12 protein-coding genes are annotated in these 17,159 nt (G+C 71.9%); 10 read left to right on the top strand and 2 right to left on the bottom strand.

The annotated features are described in order from the left end of the window. Positions 1-373 precede the first annotated feature (373 nt). The 4 genes from ACX27O_RS21495 (at position 374) to ACX27O_RS21510 (ending at position 4,865) form a co-directional block, all read left to right on the top strand. Positions 374-1,558 (top strand): zinc-dependent alcohol dehydrogenase, encoded by a 1,185-nt coding sequence (locus ACX27O_RS21495; RefSeq protein WP_030335107.1) that lies wholly within the window; start codon positions 374-376, stop codon positions 1,556-1,558. A gap of 16 nt (positions 1,559-1,574) precedes the next feature. Further along, complete coding sequence (locus ACX27O_RS21500) at positions 1,575-2,504, top strand: SDR family NAD(P)-dependent oxidoreductase (RefSeq protein ID WP_210862300.1); 930 nt, start codon at positions 1,575-1,577, stop codon at positions 2,502-2,504. 101 nt (positions 2,505-2,605) lie between these two features. Continuing rightward, the gene (locus tag ACX27O_RS21505) at positions 2,606-3,610 is read left to right on the top strand and encodes a serine hydrolase (RefSeq protein WP_357638595.1); all 1,005 of its coding nucleotides are present in this window, start codon (positions 2,606-2,608) and stop codon (positions 3,608-3,610) included. Positions 3,611-3,770: 160 nt separating this feature from the next. After that, positions 3,771-4,865: an MBL fold metallo-hydrolase gene (locus ACX27O_RS21510; protein WP_030335114.1), complete on the top strand. Its 1,095-nt coding sequence runs from the start codon at positions 3,771-3,773 to the stop codon at positions 4,863-4,865. A 13-nt stretch (positions 4,866-4,878) separates the two neighbouring features. Here the strand turns inward: ACX27O_RS21510 and ACX27O_RS21515 are convergent, their stop codons facing one another. Beyond that, positions 4,879-6,390: a deoxyguanosinetriphosphate triphosphohydrolase family protein gene (locus ACX27O_RS21515; RefSeq protein WP_458939969.1), complete on the bottom strand. Its 1,512-nt coding sequence runs from the start codon at positions 6,388-6,390 to the stop codon at positions 4,879-4,881. Between the two features lie 140 nt (positions 6,391-6,530). On the opposite strand from ACX27O_RS21515, the gene ACX27O_RS21520 reads away from it, so the two are divergent. Next, complete coding sequence (locus ACX27O_RS21520; RefSeq protein ID WP_458939970.1) at positions 6,531-9,005, top strand: Tex family protein; 2,475 nt, start codon at positions 6,531-6,533, stop codon at positions 9,003-9,005. 198 nt (positions 9,006-9,203) lie between these two features. Here the strand turns inward: ACX27O_RS21520 and ACX27O_RS21525 are convergent, their stop codons facing one another. Then, positions 9,204-10,151 (bottom strand): DUF389 domain-containing protein, encoded by a 948-nt coding sequence (locus ACX27O_RS21525; RefSeq protein ID WP_030335119.1) that lies wholly within the window; start codon positions 10,149-10,151, stop codon positions 9,204-9,206. Between the two features lie 610 nt (positions 10,152-10,761). On the opposite strand from ACX27O_RS21525, the gene ACX27O_RS21530 reads away from it, so the two are divergent. The 5 genes from ACX27O_RS21530 (at position 10,762) to ACX27O_RS21550 (ending at position 17,092) form a co-directional block, all read left to right on the top strand. Beyond that, the gene (locus tag ACX27O_RS21530; RefSeq protein WP_358130713.1) at positions 10,762-11,217 is read left to right on the top strand and encodes a hypothetical protein; all 456 of its coding nucleotides are present in this window, start codon (positions 10,762-10,764) and stop codon (positions 11,215-11,217) included. A gap of 291 nt (positions 11,218-11,508) precedes the next feature. Beyond that, entirely contained in the window at positions 11,509-12,546 is a 1,038-nt protein-coding gene (locus tag ACX27O_RS21535; RefSeq protein ID WP_210857621.1) for an MraY family glycosyltransferase, read from the top strand. After that, positions 12,515-13,615 carry an NAD-dependent epimerase/dehydratase family protein gene (locus tag ACX27O_RS21540; RefSeq protein ID WP_210857620.1) on the top strand — a complete coding sequence of 367 codons (1,101 nt, stop codon included), beginning with the start codon at positions 12,515-12,517 and terminating at the stop codon, positions 13,613-13,615. The genes ACX27O_RS21535 and ACX27O_RS21540 overlap by 32 nt, the downstream gene beginning before the upstream one ends. A gap of 100 nt (positions 13,616-13,715) precedes the next feature. Continuing rightward, positions 13,716-14,966: a glycosyltransferase family 4 protein gene (locus ACX27O_RS21545; RefSeq protein ID WP_051708716.1), complete on the top strand. Its 1,251-nt coding sequence runs from the start codon at positions 13,716-13,718 to the stop codon at positions 14,964-14,966. Between the two features lie 251 nt (positions 14,967-15,217). Then, the gene (locus ACX27O_RS21550) at positions 15,218-17,092 is read left to right on the top strand and encodes a nucleoside-diphosphate sugar epimerase/dehydratase (protein ID WP_358130721.1); all 1,875 of its coding nucleotides are present in this window, start codon (positions 15,218-15,220) and stop codon (positions 17,090-17,092) included. Positions 17,093-17,159: the final 67 nt, after the last annotated feature.

Consider the following 17,159-nt stretch of genomic DNA (forward strand, 5'->3'; position numbering starts at 1 on the left):
CCCGCGCACACCCGGGTGACCCCCGCCCGGGTGACCTTCGGAGGTGCGGCATCGAGCGGCAGCAACCGGTGTCAGGGCTCACGGACCTCCGCAGGAACGCACAGACGGACGCCCATCAGCGAGGCCTGGGGGGCGACCGTCACCGGCGTAGGGATCAAGCCTGACCGCCCGAAGCCGGGGACGGCCGCCCCCCAGGCCCCCACCGCAACCACCACCAACCCGAGGGGAATGGTCACCCCGGGCCCCACCCCAACCACCGCGAACCCCGAGGCAGACCAGGCCCGGAAGGCAGGAATCCGGGACGGACGGCCGGTTCAAGTGCCTGAGCCCGGGTAGCAGTCCTCTCAGACAGCGTGGAGAGGGGACGAGGGACATGAAGGCACTCACCTGGCAGGGCAAGCGGGACGTACGGGTCGAGGAGGTCCCGGACCCTCGGATCGAGGAGCCGACCGACGCGATCGTGAAGATCACCTCGACCGCTATCTGCGGCTCGGACCTGCACCTGTACGAGGTGCTCGGGCCGTACCTGAAGCCCGGTGACATCCTGGGCCACGAGCCGATGGGCATCGTCGAGGAGGTCGGGCCGGAGGTGACCGGGCTCAAGCCCGGCGACCGGGTGGTGGTGCCGTTCAACATCGCCTGCGGCAGTTGCTGGATGTGTTCGCGCCAGCTCTACGCCCAGTGCGAGACCACCCAGGTCACCAGCGAGGGCAAGGGCGCGGCCCTGTTCGGCTACACCTCGCTCTACGGTTCGGTGCCGGGCGGGCAGGCCGAGTACCTGCGCGTCCCGCAGGCCCACTTCGGGCCGATCAAGATCCCGCAGACCGGCGCCGACGAGCGGTACCTCTACCTGTCCGACATCCTGCCGACCGCCTGGCAGGCGGTGAAGTACGCGGACACCCCGCCGGGTGGCACCCTGGCCGTCTTCGGGTTGGGTCCGGTCGGGCAGTTCTGCGCACGGATCGGCCGCCACCTCGGCGCGGGCCGGGTGATCGGGCTGGACCTGGTGCCCGAGCGGCTGGAGCTGGCCCGCCGGCACGGCATCGAGGTGCTCGACGTCAGCGAGCTGTCCGACGTGCCGGGCGCGCTGATCGACCTGGTCGACGGCCGCGGCCCGGATGCGGTGATCGACGCGGTGGGTATGGAGGCGCACGGTTCGCCAATGGGCAAGCTGGCCCAGACGGCCGCCGGGCTGCTGCCGGACAAGGTGGCCCAGACGATGACCGACCGGGCGGGGGTGGACCGACTCTCCGTCCTGCACGCCGCGCTCAAGGCGGTACGCCGCGGCGGGACGGTGTCGATCTCCGGGGTGTACGGCGGTGAGGCGGACCCGATGCCGCTGATGGAGATGTTCGACCGGGGTGTCCAGCTGCGGATGGGGCAGTGTCACGTGCGCCGGTGGACCGACGAGATCCTGCCGCTGCTCGCCGGCGACGACGACCCGCTGGGCGTGGAGGACCTGCGTACCCACCGGGTGCCGCTGGCCCGGGCGCCGCAGGCGTACGAGATGTTCCAGAAGAAGGAGGACGGCTGCATCAAGGTCGTGCTCGCACCATGAGGGCGAGGGGTGCGCCGTGAGCCGGGTGGTCGTGATCGTTGGCGCGAGCAGCGGGATCGGCCGGGCGACGGCGCGGGCGTTCGCCGAGCGCGGCGACCGCCTGGTCCTCGCTGCCCGCGCCGCCACGACCCTGGCCGAGGTACGCGCCGAGTGCGCCGAGGCTGAGGTGCTGACCGTGCCGACCGACGTGACCGAGCCGGACGCGCTGGGCACGCTCGCGGGCGCGGCGGTCGAGCGTTTCGGCCGCATCGACGTGTGGGTGCACACGGCGGCGGTGATGGCCTACGGGCGCTTCGACGAGCTGCCGGAACAGGTCTTCGACCAGGTGGTGCGGACCGACCTGCTCGGCGCGGCGGCCTCGGTGCGGGTGGCGTTGCGGCACTTCCGGGTCGCCGGGGCCGGCACGGTGATCCTCACCGGGTCGGTTCTCGGGCACATCACCGCGCCGTACATGAGCGCGTACGTGACGAGCAAGTGGGGGTTGCAGGGTTTCGTCCGGGCGGTGCAGCAGGAGTTGCGCGACCGCCCGGCGATCCGGCTGTGCCTGGTCAACCCGGGCAGCGTGGACACTCCCGTGTACCAGCAGGCGGCCAACTACCTGGGCCGGATCGGGCGGCCGCCCGCGCCGATCGCCCGGCCGCAGCGGGTGGCGCGGGCCATCGTGGACTGTGTGGACCGGCCCCGCCGGGAGGTGTCGGTGGGCCGGCTCAACGTGGTGCTGCGCGCCGGTTTCACCGTACTGCCGGGGGTTTATGACGTGTTGGTCGGACCGCTGATGCGGGCGGCGGGGCTCAGCGGACGCCCGGTCGCCGCGCACGACGGCTCGGTCTTCGCGCCGAACCCGGCCGGCGAGGCGGTGCACGGTGGTCACCTTCCCGACCTGCGACAACTCGTGTTCGGACCGGTTGGCGCGGTAGGCGCCGCGCTGCGCCGGCGGCTCGGCTGAGCCACTCAGGACGATCCGGGGGCGTCGTGTATCGATCAACTCGCATAGGGTGGTGGGCCAGCAAGCGCTCTGGCGCACCACGATCGGGGAGACGATTCATCATGCGACTGAACCGCAGAACGGCACTCGGTTTGGGCACCGTGGCCACCGCCGGCACGGTGCTGGGCGCCGCCGCCCCGGCGAGCGCCGCCGAGGCCACCGAGACGTCGCCGACCACCCCCGCTCGGGCCGCCCGACGGGTCGCCGCCGTCTTCACCAAGCACAGCACCGAGGCCGGTGGCAACTGGCAGGCGTACGTCAGCGTCGCCGACCCGGCCGGTGCGCCGGTGGTCGCGGTGCAGGCCGACGCGGACCGGCGGATCGAGGCGTACAGCGTCAACAAGATCGCGGTCGCCACGGCGGTGCTCGACAAGGTCGACCGAGGGCTGCTCACCCTGGACCAGCAGGTCGAGGTGAGCGCGGCGATCGTCGTACCGGGCGGTGACGGCATCTTCAGCCTCGACGGCGCGTACCCGAGCCGGGTGACCATCGGGCACGTGCTGGCCAACCTGCTGACCGTCTCGGACGACACGGCGGTGCGGCTGTGCGGCCTGGTCGCCCCGGCCGCCGAGATCAACTCCATCCTGGTCGCCAAGGGCTTCCCGAACACCCAGGTCGAGCCGGTGGCCAACCCGAACCGGTTCTTCCTCGGCACCAGCACCCCGCGCGAGACGCACGACCTGCTGCGCGCCCTGGTCGCCGGCACGCTGCTCTCCCCCGCCTCGACGACGTACCTGTTGGGCCTGCTGCGCTCCCCGGTGGCGTTCACCGACGGCATCCGGCGCACGATGTCCTCCGACGAGCGAGCCCGGGTCGCCACCAAGGCCGGCTGGTTCGCCGACGCCCGGCACGAGGCCGGGGTGATCTTCGACCGTTCCGGTGCGGCGGTGCTCACCTACGCGCTCTTCGCCGACGGGCAGGCCAACCCGGAGGACTTCGGCGCGACCCACCCGGCGGTGCAGGCCCGGGCCGCCATGGGCCCCAAGTTCCTGGCCGCGGTAGACCGGATCGCCGGCGTGGGGACCACGTTCCGGATCACCGCCCGACGCCCCAGCAACGGCGGCTGACGCCATCCCGGGTCGGTCGCCACCGTCGGCGACCGACCCGGCGTGGCGACCGCCGGGGCACGGGTCGGTTCGGGTGACTACCGTGTAGGGCGGACACGTCGGAGGGACGGCAATGGCACGAGCGCGGAGCACGGACATCGAACGGTCGCTCGGGCGGCGGATGCGCGGCGCGGCTGGGCTGGCCGCGCTGGCCGGCCTGGCCTGGGTCGCCCGGGATGTGCCGGCGGCGCTCGGCGGCCGGCTCAGCGGGGCCCGCGCCGAACGGGCGGCCCGCTCGCCCCAGTTCCGCGACGGCACCTTCCACAACCAGGCCGGCACCCGCACGATGGTCGCCGAGCCGGGCCGCAACCTGGTCCGCGAGCTGATCTTCGGTAAGCAGAAGCGGCGCCCGACCACACCGGTGCCGCTGCTGCGGCCCGGCACGACGGACGCCGCCGACGCGGCCGACGAGCTGAACATCGTCTGGTACGGGCACGCCTCGACGCTGATCGAGATCGAGGGCCGGCGGGTGCTGCTCGACCCGGTGTGGAGCGACAGGTGCTCCCCGTCTCCTCTGGTCGGCCCGCGCCGGCTGCACGAGCCACCGGTCGGCATCGACGAGCTGCCCCCGCTGGACGCCATCCTGATCTCCCACGACCACTACGACCACCTCGACATGGCCACCGTGCGGGCGCTGCTCGCCGGGCAGTCCGCGCCGTTCCTGGTCCCGCTCGGCGTGGGCGCGCACCTGGACCGCTGGGGCGTACCCGCCGAGCGGATCATCGAGCTGGACTGGTCCGAGTCGCACCAGGTCGCCGGACTGGAGATCACCGCCACCGCCGCCCAGCACTTCTCCGGCCGTGGGCTGCGCCGCGACGGCACCCTCTGGAGTTCCTGGGTGGTGGCCGGGGCGCGCCGCAAGGTCTTCTACACCGGCGACTCCGGTTACTTCGCCGGGTACGCGGAGATCGGCGCCGAGCACGGGCCGTTCGACGTGACGCTGATGCAGATCGGCGCGTACGACCGGGCGTGGCCGACGATCCACATGTTCCCGGAGGAGGCGGTGAACGCCCACCTCGACCTGCGCGGCGGGCTGTTCGTGCCGGTGCACTGGGCGACGTTCAACCTGGCGCTGCACGACTGGTCCGAGCCGGTCGACCGGTTGTGGGCCGAGGCGAAGGCCCGCGACGTGCGGCTCGCCGTGCCCCGCCCCGGCGAGCGGGTGGTGGTCGACGAACCGCCCGCCGTCGACGGCTGGTGGCAGGCCATCGCCTGAGCGGTCAGGTCGGTCAGAGCACGAACGCGTCGGTCCAGAGCGCGCCGGACCGGCCGGAGAGGGCGTCCAGCATGGCCACCGCCTGACCGTCGGTGAGCTGCGCGACGAAATCGACGATGGCCCGGCCCCGGGCCCGACCGATCCGGTCCGGGGTACGCGGGTGCAGCTCGGCCTCGGCCAACTCGACCAGGTCGTGCAGCCGGCGGGGCAGCCGGGATTCCTCCTCCGGGTCGAGCAGCCACTCCCAGAGGGCCTCGACCAGGGTGCCCAGCAGCCGGGCCTGACCGCGCTGGTGCAGGGCGAGGTCCGGGCGGGCCAGCACGAACCGGTGGTGCACGAACTTGAGCACCTGCACCTCGTGCCACTGGGCGCAGCCGAGCAGCACGTACCCGGAGCGCACCGACGGCTGATCGGTGACGGTGATCGCCTCGACGAAGCGGGTGGACCAGCGGGCGGAGAAACGCGCCACGTACTGCTCGGCCTCGATCGAGCCGTCGAACGGCATCGCGAGCAGCCCGTCGACCAGCTCCTCGCGGACGTGCTCGACGGCGGCGGCGAACGCGTCGTCGTCGGCGATCCAGGCGTCCTTGCGGTGCAGTTGTCGACGCAACCGCTCGATCGCCGCCCCGGGACGCCGCGCCGACGTGGCCAACGCCGCGTCGGTGATCGCCCGGAAGTGCCCGCTCTCGCGCTGCCAGGCCATCAACTCGGCGGAGACCGACCCCTGCTGGAGCACACCGACCCGGTAGAAGTCCTCCACGTCGTGGATGGCGTACGCGATGTCGTCGGCGGTGTCCATCACGGACGCCTCCACCGTCTGCTGCCAGTCCGGGATGCGGCCGGCGAACGGCTCCCGGGCCTGCCGCAGGTCGTCCAGCTCGGTGCGGTACGCGCCGAACTTCGACGAGCCGCTGTCCGGGTCGTCCGGCGGAGGGGTGGCTCCGCGCGGCGGCGGATCCATCGTGCGCGGGTGCGGGTCGGGGTGGTCCAGCCGGGTCCACGGGTACTTCAGCATCGCCGCGCGGACCGCCGCCGTCAGGTCCAGCCCGGTGGTGGCCGCGCCCCGGATCTCGGTGCTGGTGACGATCCGGTACGACTGCGCGTTGCCCTCGAACCCGTCGGAGAGGCCGAGGCGCTGACGGGCCAGCCGGTCCAGCACCCGCTCCCCCAGGTGCCCGAACGGTGGGTGGCCGAGGTCGTGGGCGAGCGCCGCCGCCTCCACCACGTCGGGGTCGAGGCCGCCGAGCTTGTCCAGCAGGTCACGCCACCGCTCGTCGGCCGTCAGCCGCTCGGCGATGGCCCGGGCCACCTGGGCGACCTTGAGGCTGTGGGTGAGCCGGTTGTGCACCAGCAGCCCGGAGCCGACCGGGCTGATCACCTGGGTGACACCGCCGAGGCGGGCGAAGAACGGCGAGCCGACGATCCGGTCCCGGTCGGCGCGGAACGGGTTGGCAGTGAGGTCGCCGAGAGCCCGGGCGCTGCCGCCGAAAAGCCGCCGGGCGCGCGGCTCCGCAGCAGATTCCATGATCGCCACGCTAGCGCAGGCCCGCCGGGACCGCCGCCGGTCACCCCGGCCGGGTGCGGCGACAGCTGTCGGGGCCGCCCGGCAGAATGCAGGCGTACCCGCTCTGTGAAGGCGGATCGAGTCGAAGGCGGATCGAGATCGTGACCCAGTCTGTTCATCAGCGGATCGCCGACGAGCTCGGCGTGGCCGAGCGTCAGGTGCGGGCGGCCGTGGAGCTGCTCGACGGCGGCGCCACAGTGCCGTTCATCGCCCGTTACCGCAAGGAGGCCACCGGCCTGCTCGACGACACCCAGCTGCGCACCCTGGAGGAGCGGCTGCGCTACCTGCGCGAGCTGGACGAGCGGCGGGCGGCCGTCCTGGAGTCGATCCGCGGTCAGGGCAAGTTGGACGAGGCCCTGGAAGCGCAGATCATGGCCGCCGACTCGAAGTCGCGGCTGGAGGACATCTACCTGCCCTACAAGCCGAAGCGGCGGACCCGGGCCCAGATCGCCCGCGAGGCCGGCCTCGCCCCGCTGGCCGAGACGCTGCTGGCCGACCCGACCCAGGACCCGAAGGCCACCGCCGCCGCGTTCGTCGACGCGGAGAAGGGCGTCGCCGACGCGGCCGCCGCGCTGGAGGGCGCGCGGGCCATCCTCATCGAGACCTTCGCCGAGGACGCCGACCTGATCGGCACGCTGCGCGAGCAGATGTGGTCGCGGGGCCGGCTGGTTTCCCGGGTACGCGACGGTCAGGAGGCCGCCGGCGCCAAGTTCGCCGACTACTTCGACTTCTCCGAGCCGTACCCGAAGCTGCCCTCGCACCGGATCCTGGCGATGTTCCGGGGCGAGAAGGAGGGCGTGCTCGACCTGACCATGGAGCCGGAGGAGGCCGGTGAGGCGGACGCCGCGCCGACCGGCCCGACCCGGTACGAGGCGGCCATCGCCGGACGGTTCGGGGTGTCCGACGCGGGCCGCCCGGCCGACCGCTGGCTGACCGACACGGTCCGCTGGGCGTGGCGTACCCGGATCCTCATCCACCTCGGCGCGGACCTGCGGATGCGGCTGTGGCAGGCCGCCGAGGAGGAGGCGGTGCGGGTCTTCGCCACCAACCTGCGGGACCTGCTGCTCGCCGCGCCGGCCGGCACCCGGCCCACCATGGGCCTGGACCCGGGCCTGCGCACCGGCGTGAAGGTGGCGGTGGTGGACGCCACCGGCAAGGTGGTCGCCACCGACACCATCTACCCGCACGAGCCGCGCCGGCAGTGGGACGCGTCGGTGGAGACCCTGGCCCGACTGGCCGGGGCGCACGGGGTGGAGCTGATCGCGATCGGCAATGGCACCGCCTCCCGCGAGACGGACAAGCTCGCCGGTGACCTGATCGCCCGGCACCCGCAGCTCAACCTGACCAAGGTGATGGTCTCCGAGGCCGGCGCGTCGGTCTACTCCGCCTCCGCGTACGCCGCGCAGGAGCTGCCCGGGATGGACGTGTCGCTGCGCGGCGCGGTCTCCATCGCCCGGCGTCTGCAGGATCCCCTGGCAGAGCTGGTCAAGATCGACCCGCGGTCGATCGGCGTCGGCCAGTACCAGCACGACCTGTCCGAGGTGAAGCTGTCCCGGTCGCTGGACGCGGTGGTGGAGGACTGCGTCAACGCGGTCGGGGTGGACGTCAACACCGCCTCCGCGCCGCTGCTGACCCGGGTCTCCGGGATCGGCGCCGGGCTGGCCGAGAACATCGTGCTGCACCGGGACGCCAACGGGCCGTTCCGCTCGCGTACCGAGTTGAAGAAGGTGGCCCGGCTCGGCCCGAAGGCGTTCGAGCAGTGCGCCGGCTTCCTGCGCATCCCCGGCGGCGACGACCCACTGGACTCGTCCAGCGTGCACCCCGAGGCGTACCCGGTGGTGCGCCGGATCCTGGCCAGCACCGGTCAGGATCTGCGCTCGGTGATCGGTAAGAGCACGATCCTGCGCGGGCTGCGGGCCACCGACTTCGTCGACGACCGGTTCGGCCTGCCCACCGTCACCGACATCATCGCCGAGCTGGAGAAGCCGGGCCGCGATCCCCGCCCCGAGTTCCGCACCGCCACCTTCGTCGAGGGGGTGGAGAAGATCAGCGACCTGACGCCCGGCATGGTGCTGGAAGGGGTGGTCACCAACGTGGCCGCGTTCGGCGCGTTCGTGGACGTCGGGGTGCACCAGGACGGTCTGGTGCACGTCTCGGCGATGTCCCGGACCTTCGTGAAGGACCCCCGCGAGGTGGTGAAGTCCGGCGACGTGGTCAAGGTCCGGGTGCTCGATGTGGACGTACCCCGCAAGCGCATCTCGTTGACCCTGCGCCTGGACGACGAGCCGGCGGCCGGCGGTGCTGGTCGGACGAGCCAGGAGGGGCGTGGCGGCCCGGCGCAGCGCGCACCGCAGGGCGGTCGTGGCGGCCAGGGCGGTGGCGGCGGCCAAGGTGGCCGCGGCGGGCAGGGAGGTCGTGGCGGGCAGGGCGGTGCCGGCGGGCAGGGTGGTCGTGGCGGTCAGGGTGGTCGCGGCGGCGGGCAGCACGGCGGTCGCGGCGGGCAGCAGCGGCAGGGCGCACCGGCGCCGGCCAACGACGCGATGGCCGAAGCCCTGCGCCGCGCCGGCCTGGCCTGACCCCGGTCAACCGGCGCGAGCGATCGACCGAAACGCCCCCGCCACAGCAGATCTTGGACAGTTTCCGTTCAGACGGAACGGAAACTGTCCAAGATCGGAGTCCGTCCGGGCGACGACCCGCGCGAAACGCGAGCCAGGCCGATGACGTGGTCGCGGCCGGTGGCCGCGACGGTGAGTCGATCCCGTTGCGGACGCTGCTCACCCGGTTGCTGGACGACGGGACCGACGAGCCAGACCCCACCACCAGACCTGCTGCACCACGAGGGTGAGCAGTCCGGCCAGGACGATCGCACACAGGTTGATCACCAGTTGGAGGGCCGAGCCGCCCGCTTCGTCCCACACTCCGTAGGCGGCGGCCACCGCCACGTTCGCGGCGGCCGGGACCGTGGTCACCGAGATCAGCACGCCGACCAGGCTGCCGGACTTCTTCGACGTCAACGAGAGCATCCCGGCCACGCCGGCAAGTAGACCGACCACCCAGGACAGCGCGTCCGGCCGCCAGATGAAGTCGGTGAGCGGACGTTCGGCGAGCAGCATCTCCCGACTGACCAGGCCGGCGGCGGTCAACGCCCAGGTGCTCAGCACGGTGACCGCCATGGCCGCCATAAAACCGACAGTCAGGGCAAGCACCGAGCGGCCGATCACGTCCAACCGACGACGTAGCAACGCCACGCAGAGCGCGGCGAGCGGGCCGAACTCCGGACCGACCACCATCGCCCCGACAATGAGGATCGGCTGGTCCAACAGCACACCGATGCCGGCGATCATGGTGGCCACCACGATCAGTACGAGGTAGGTGCCGGACAGTTCGGTCTGCTCGCCGGTCTTCGCGGCGATCTCGTCCCAGACCACCGCGTCCGCCCCGCTGCCCGGTGCCCGCTCCGCCGCTCGGTCAGCCGCGGCGGAGACGGTCAACTCCACATCGTCGGCCGCGATGCCGCCGGTGTCGTCAACCCCCATCCGCTGCAACTCCTGCAACACCCGGTCGGCGCTCTCCCGCACGACGTCGAACTGGATGAGGTCGCCCGGGGGCTGCCGGGCGACGCCGGGCAGCACCACCAGGTGGGTCACGCCGGGCTCGGCGGCCAGCAGGTCGATCACGTTCGCCGACTGCTCCGGCGAAGCGATCACCCTCAGGTGCAGCACGTGTCCTCCCCCTCACCCAACCGGCCGGTCCCCTACCCGCCCGACCGGCCGGTCGAGACCCTACTGCCCGGCCGCATGGACCGCAGGAGGGCGTACGGCTGCTGAACCCGCAATGGCCTGGTCGATCGACCCTGCCCGGCGACGCGTGCCGGGCGCAACCACGCGGCGGGTTGCCGGGCAGGGCAGCCGCGCCGGGCAAAGAACCTCTTGCGGCATCCTTTGGAGCTGATGCGGCAAACGAATCGCGCCGTATCCCGTGCCACCGCGTCGCTCCGGATCTGATACGACGAGCGGGTCATGCCGTGATGTCACAAACGGGTCAGCTCGAAAGGACTCGCCAAGCACTCCCAGACCGGGCACGGGACACAGGTGGCGCAGGGGAGGACGGGACCGTCCACAGCGGCGGCTATGGATGACCCCGTGCAGCGCCCGCTCGACCCGCTCGGCACTGGCGGCGCGCGGAGAGCGAATGGCCGCAGGAGCGCAGCGGGCGGCTGGCCGCTGTCATCGACCTGAGTGCGGTCGGCGTGGTCGACCCCGCGGTGGACCTGATCGTCCGGCACACGCTGCGGGCCGTACTCGACTGAGCCGGTGGCGTACCGTCACCCTCGTGGGTGAGCGGGACGCCCGGGAGTGGCGGGATCAGCAGCGGCAGGCGGTGCGGGCGCACGCCGACGCGGACGCGCGGCGGCGGGCCGCCGAGCACGCGCAGGCGGCGGACCTGGTGGCCTGGTTCGTGGCTGAGGCCACCCGGCGAGGGCTGCCCACCACCCGGTTGGCCGCCCGAGGGTACGACGGGCGTGGACGCTACCGGACCAGGCTGACCGGCTGGTATGTCGACCGGGCCGAGACCCGGGCGGTGGACGTGGATGGCCGGTTCCACCTGTTGACAGTGCCGGGTGGTTGGCGGGCCTGGCTCTTCGGTGTCGACCCGGAGCCCAGCCCGGCGCCGTTGGTCGTCGGGGCCGGCGGTCGCGACGGCGAGTCGATCCCGTTGCGGACGCTGCTCACCCGGTTGCTGGACGACGGGACCGGCGAGCCGGGTTCGACCGCCGCCCGACTCTGACCGGGCCGGCCGGCCCGTCTCACATTCGGTGGCCGGCCACCGTCACCGTCACGTCCGCCGGGGTGACCGACGAGGTCAGCCCCCGCATCGGGCTGCCGGACGTCGTCGAGAACAGCGCGAGCGGTTTCAGCCGCCTGTTCCACACCGAATAGCGCGAACGGTCGTTTGTCCATAGTAGCGACCCCCTATGATTGATTCATCCTCGTTTGACCAGTTCAAACCAAAGGCCCAATTGGTGAATCTCGTACGCATTCAAGAGGATCCTCACTGCATTTCGTCAGGAATCACGCCATGCTGAGTGTTCCGCTCGCTGGCGGAATCGTTCTCGCACTCGTCGTCGGCACGCTGCTGCAACCGCTCGTCCTTCGCCTGCTGAGAGCAGCAGCGGTGCTCGACATACCGTCGGAGCGGTCCTCGCACAGCACACCGATCCCGCGCGGCGGGGGCGTGGGAGTCGCCGCGGCGGCGGGGCTCGCGCTTCTCCTGAACGAACACGCCCGGTCCATCGCCGTACCGCTGCTCTTCTTCGCGGCGATCGGGCTCCTGGAAGACCTGCGGGGGGTCCCGATCCGCAGCCGACTGCTCCTGCAGGTGCTGGCCGGCCTGGGCACGGCGGTGATCCTGGTGCCCGGCGGGCAGACCTGGTACCTCCACGTGCTCCTCGTCCTCGCCCTGGCGGCCTGGGTGACCTCGTACGTGAACGCCTTCAACTTCATGGACGGCATCAACGGCATCTCGGCCGTGCACGCGATCCTCGGCGGGTTGGCGTACGCCGTGCTCGGAGTGCTCACGGACCTTCCGCTACTGATCGCGGCCGGCAGTCTGATCGCCGCCGCCTCGCTGACATTCCTGCCCTGGAACGCCTGGGTCGCGAAGGTCTTTCTCGGCGATGTCGGGTCGTACGCCCTGGGCGGTGCGCTCAGCACGATCGCCGCCTACGCCATCGTGCGCGGCACGCCGCCGGAGGCCGCCGTGGCGCCACTCGCGTTGTATCTCGCCGACACGGGCTGGACGCTCCTGCGCCGCATCAGCAAGGGCGAAGCCTGGTACCGCCCCCACCGCAACCACGCCTATCAGCGGCTGACGGACGGCGGTTGGTCGCACCAGCGGGTCACCGCGACGACCGCCGTCGTCGGCGCGACAGTGGCCGGCTGCCTGGTCGCCGCGTCCTTCAGCGGACCAGTCACCCGGGTCGCGCTGGACGCCACGGCCCTCGCCATCCTCGCCGCCTACCTCGCTGCCCCCGCCTGGCTCACCGCACAGCGGGCCCAGCCTTCGCCGGAAGGAAGAACGATCCATGCCAGAACTGTCAGCTCAACGAGCCGGTGACCCGGCCGGCCCCGGGAACCGGCCGGTGAAGAAGGTCGCGGTGCTGGGCAGCAGCGGCTTCGTCGGCCGCGCGGTCGTCGCCGAGCTGCGCAGCAGGGGGGCCGAGGTCCAACTCGTCTCCGCACCGCGCCTGTCGTGGCCACTCACCGAGTCACTCCGGAGCAATTCGGTGCCGGCGGATCTCCAGCGGGACGTCGTCGATGCCCTCGCCGCACAGCTCGACGGCGCACACGTCGTGATCAACACGGCCGGGCTGCCGAACGGGTCCGCCCCGGACAGCGCGGAGTTGTACGGCGGAAACGCACTGCTGCCCACCCTCGTCGCCCGAGCCAGCGCCCTGGTCAACGCCGACCGGCTGGTCCACGTCAGCTCGGCGGCGGCGCAGGGGGCGATGGATCTCGACGAGACATCGCGGACGATGCCCTTCTCGCCGTACTCCCGCTCTAAGGCGGTCGGCGAACGCCTGCTGCAACGCGAGGACTGCATCGATACGGTCATCTATCGGTCGACCTGGGTTCACGACGTGGATCGACCGAACACCAGGGCGCTCGTCCGGCTCGCGCAGTCGCGGATGAGCTGCGTCGCCGGGGACGGTACCGCGCCGACACCCCAGGTCCTCATCGACGACGTCGCCGCGGCGATCGCCCACCTCGGGCTCGTCGACGGCCCGGTGCCGCCCATCGTGCTCCAGCCGCACAACGGCATGACGACAGGGCTGCTGCTGCGTCTGCTCGGTGGCCGCGAGCCACTCCACCTCCCACCACTGATGGCGCGGTACGCGACGCGCTGCGTCACCGCGTACGGGCGGACGGGTCTGCACGCCAACGCGCACGCCCGTCGGGTGGAGATGCTCCTGTTCGGCAAGCGGCAGACGCCGGGCTGGCTCACCGACCAGGGGTTGGCGCCCACGCTGCGCCCCGAGGCGTGGGAGCGGCTGAGGACTGCCGGCGCCGAGCCGACACCCGCCGCGACGCCGAACGCCGACGCCGTGGCGCGGCCCCGAACAGGTGACCGGCAACCGGTCGACACGAGCGGAGCGGACGCGGAAAACCGGTCTCTGACGACGTAGCTCCGCCCCCAACAGGAAGGCTCTCCATGGCTCTCGCCCCCGGGTCAGGCCCGACCGGCCTGATCGGTTCCTTTGCTGCTCCGGCCACGGTGGCAGCGCGGTGAGAATCGGGATCATCACCCAGTGGTACGACCCGGAGGGTGGCTCCGCCGTCGTTCCGGGGATCATCAGCCGGTCGCTCGTCGCCCTCGGGCACGAGGTGCACGTGCTCACCGGCTTCCCGAACTATCCGTCCGGCCGGCTGTCTCCGGGCTACCGGCTGCGCCCCTACCGCTTCGAGATGATGAACGGCGTCTCGGTGCACCGGGTGCCGCTGGTGCCCAGTCACGACCGGTCGGCGCTCGGGCGGGCCGCCAACTATCTCAGCTTCGCGGCCTCCGCCGCGGCCCGGCTGGACCTGCTCCGCAAGGTCGACGTGTGGCTGGTCTACTCGTCGCCGGCGACGGTGACGCTGCCCGCGATGGTGGCCCGTTGGCTGCACGGACGCCCGTACGTGATTCTCATGGAGGATCTCTGGCCGGACACCCTGGCGGAGAGCGACTACGTGCGCCCGGGCCGTCGCACCGACCTGATCGTCCGGTGGCTCAACAGGTTCTGCGACGCGGCGCACCGGGGCGCGTCCTCGGTGGCGGTCATCGCCCCTGGCATGGCCGACATCCTGAGCAACCGAGGTGTCCCCCGGGACAAACTCTCGGTCGTCTACAACTGGGTCGACGAGCGCCTCTTCCGGCCGCGAACACCTGATCCCCAGTTGGCGGCGGCCCTCGGGCTGAAGGGCTTCGTCGTCATGTACGCCGGGAGCATGGGAAACCTCCAAGGGCTCGACGTCGCCGTCGACGCCCTGGAGCATCTCGCCGACATCCCGGACCTGACACTCGTGTTCGCCGGCAGCGGTGTGGAGGAACGCCGGCTGCGCGAATCGGCGGCACGGTACGCGCCCGGCCGGGTGGTGTTCCTCGGCCAGCAGCCGGTCGAGCGGATGGTCGAGCTGATGCCGCTCGGTGACGTCCAGTTGATCTCCCTGCGCGATCAGCCCCTCCTCCGGTCGATCATGCCCAGCAAGGTGCAGAGCACCCTGGCGTGCGGACGTCCCATCGTGGCCGCTCTGGCGGGTGACGCGGCCCGGCTCGTCGACGAGTCCGGTGCCGGGTTCGTCGCCCCTCCCGGCGACCCCTACGCACTGGCCGACGCGATCCGTCGGATGTACGAGTTGGGCGCTGAGAAACGCGAGGAACTGGGCCGCGGCGGTCGGCAGTTCTACCTGGAACGGCTCTCCGAGCGGGTCGGCAGCGTCGCGCTCGCCATGCACCTGGAGAAGGCGGTCCGGGGCCACGTCCCGGCCGCCGGCTGATCACGGTGCCGGTGGCGTTGTCGAGGAAGACGGCTCACCCGGTGGCACCCAGTGGCCAGGCCGAACGGCGGTGGCTGAGGCCGCTACAGCAGCCAGGCGCACTGGGCGGCCAATAGGATAGCCGGATCTTCAGCTCAGATAACCCGAAACACGGCCAGAGCAGCTGCTTCGCCCTGTAACAAGGACAAAGAGCGCAAAGCTCCTTCTGCCGGGCGGCGGAAGAGTCGGAGATCGGGACAGGGAGCCAGTACATGCCCCAGGACACGGAGCACACGGAGCGGCCGGACCAGCGGACCCGGCGGGCCAGGGCCCGCCGGCGCGCCATCGGATTTCTCGCGGCCGACACCGCCGCCTGGGTCGGTGGTCTGGTGGCCGCCGCCTGGACCCGGTTCGAGTTCCAGCTCCCTCCCGGCCAGCTCGGCCGGGCCGCGGCGGTCGGACTGGCCGCGGCGGTCCTGCACGTGGCGGTGGCGGCGTTGCGCCGGCTCTACTCCGGACGGCACCCGCTGGGCAGCCTTCAGGAGGTCCAGGGCGTCGCCGGCACCACCATCACGACGGCCGCCATCCTGCTGCTCGGGCTCCTGCCGTCCGGCGATCGGCCGGTGCCGGCGAGCACCCCGCTGGTCGGCGGCGCACTCGCGCTACTGCTCATGCTCGGTAGCCGGTTCGTGTACCGGCACCGACACGACCTCGCCATGCGCCCGGATGTCAGGTCGTCGACGCCGGTGCTGCTGTTCGGGATGGGTGACGCCGGTCAAGGGCTGCTCCGCGCCATGCTCAGCGACCCGCGCGGCCGGTACCTGCCGGTCGGCGCGCTCGACGACGACGCCGACAAACGTGACCTGCGCATCGGTGGGGTGCGGGTGCTGGGTGGACGGCACGACGTGGCCGCCTCGGTCCGCCGTACCGGCGCCACCGCCGTCATCTTCTCGGTGGCCAACGCGGACGCCGCGCTGATCCGCCAGATCCGCGAGGCCACCCTCGAGGCCGGCGCGGTCTTCAAGGTGCTGCCCCCGGTGCGGGACCTTGTCGACCACCGGATCACCGTCACCGACGTCCGGGACGTGGAGGTCAGCGACCTGCTCGGCCGCCGGCAGGTGGTCGGCGACCTGCCGCTGAGCACCAACAGCCTGACCGGCCGACGGATCCTCGTCACCGGCGCCGGCGGGTCGATCGGCTCCGAACTCTGCCGTCAGGTGATGAAGGCCAACCCGGGCGAGCTGATGATGCTGGACCGGGACGAGTCGGCCCTGCACGGCCTGCAGATGTCGCTCGCCGGACGGGCCATGCTGGACGGCCCCGAACTGATCCTCGCCGACCTGCGCGACGACGAGGGCATCCGGCGGATCATGCGGGAACGCCGTCCGGAGATCATCTTTCATGCGGCGGCGCTCAAACACCTGACCCTGCTGCAACGGCACCCGGGCGAGGCGGTCAAGGCGAACGTCTGGGGCACCCTGTCGGTGCTGGACGCCTGCCAGGACGTGGCGAAGTTCGTCAACATCTCCACCGACAAGGCAGCCAACCCCATCAGCGTCCTCGGCTACTCGAAGCGCATCACCGAACAGTTGACAGCTCACGCCGCGTCCCGGTTCCCGGGCACGTTCCTCAGCGTTCGCTTCGGCAACGTGCTGAGCAGCCGCGGCTCGGTGGTGACGGCCTTCCAGCGGCAGATCGAGGCCGGGAAGCCACTGACCGTCACCCACCCGGACGTCACCCGCTATCTGATGACCATTCAGGAGGCCGTCCACCTGGTGCTCCAGGCCGCCGAGATCGGCCGAGACGGCGAGGCGCTGGTGCTCGACATGGGCGAACCGGTCCGGATCGTCGACCTGGCGCGTCAGATGGCCGAGCAGGCCGCCAGCTCCGTGCCCATCGTCTACACCGGGCTGCGGCCGGGCGAGAAGCTGCACGAGGACCTGCTCGGCGTCGGTGAGGTCGACACCCGACCGTTCCACCCCCTGGTGTCCCACGTGGCCGTGCCGCCGCTCGACCCGATGGAGGTGAGCGGGCTCGACCCGTACGACGACCCGGCGAAGATCGTCGAGCAGCTCGCGCTGCTCTGCGCCCAGCCGGTCGCTCCGGCGGTGAAGGGCCCGCGGGGCGTACCCCTGCAGTCGCACTGATCTGATCGACCCCGTCGCCACGGCGGGGCTGAACGGGGTGACGCCACGCGGGCGTCACCCCGTTCCG

It is taken from the genome of Micromonospora sp. SD19, from assembly GCF_054462275.1.

Coding starts and splice junctions, on each gene's coding strand:
- ACX27O_RS21535 (WP_210857621.1), top strand. CDS start 11,509: ATGCTGAGTGTTCCGCTCGCTGGCGGAATCGTTCTCGCACTCGTCGTC.
- ACX27O_RS21515 (WP_458939969.1), bottom strand. CDS start 6,390: ATGGAATCTGCTGCGGAGCCGCGCGCCCGGCGGCTTTTCGGCGGCAGC.
- ACX27O_RS21550 (WP_358130721.1), top strand. CDS start 15,218: ATGCCCCAGGACACGGAGCACACGGAGCGGCCGGACCAGCGGACCCGG.
- ACX27O_RS21540 (WP_210857620.1), top strand. CDS start 12,515: ATGCCAGAACTGTCAGCTCAACGAGCCGGTGACCCGGCCGGCCCCGGG.
- ACX27O_RS21495 (WP_030335107.1), top strand. CDS start 374: ATGAAGGCACTCACCTGGCAGGGCAAGCGGGACGTACGGGTCGAGGAG.
- ACX27O_RS21510 (WP_030335114.1), top strand. CDS start 3,771: ATGCGCGGCGCGGCTGGGCTGGCCGCGCTGGCCGGCCTGGCCTGGGTC.
- ACX27O_RS21505 (WP_357638595.1), top strand. CDS start 2,606: ATGCGACTGAACCGCAGAACGGCACTCGGTTTGGGCACCGTGGCCACC.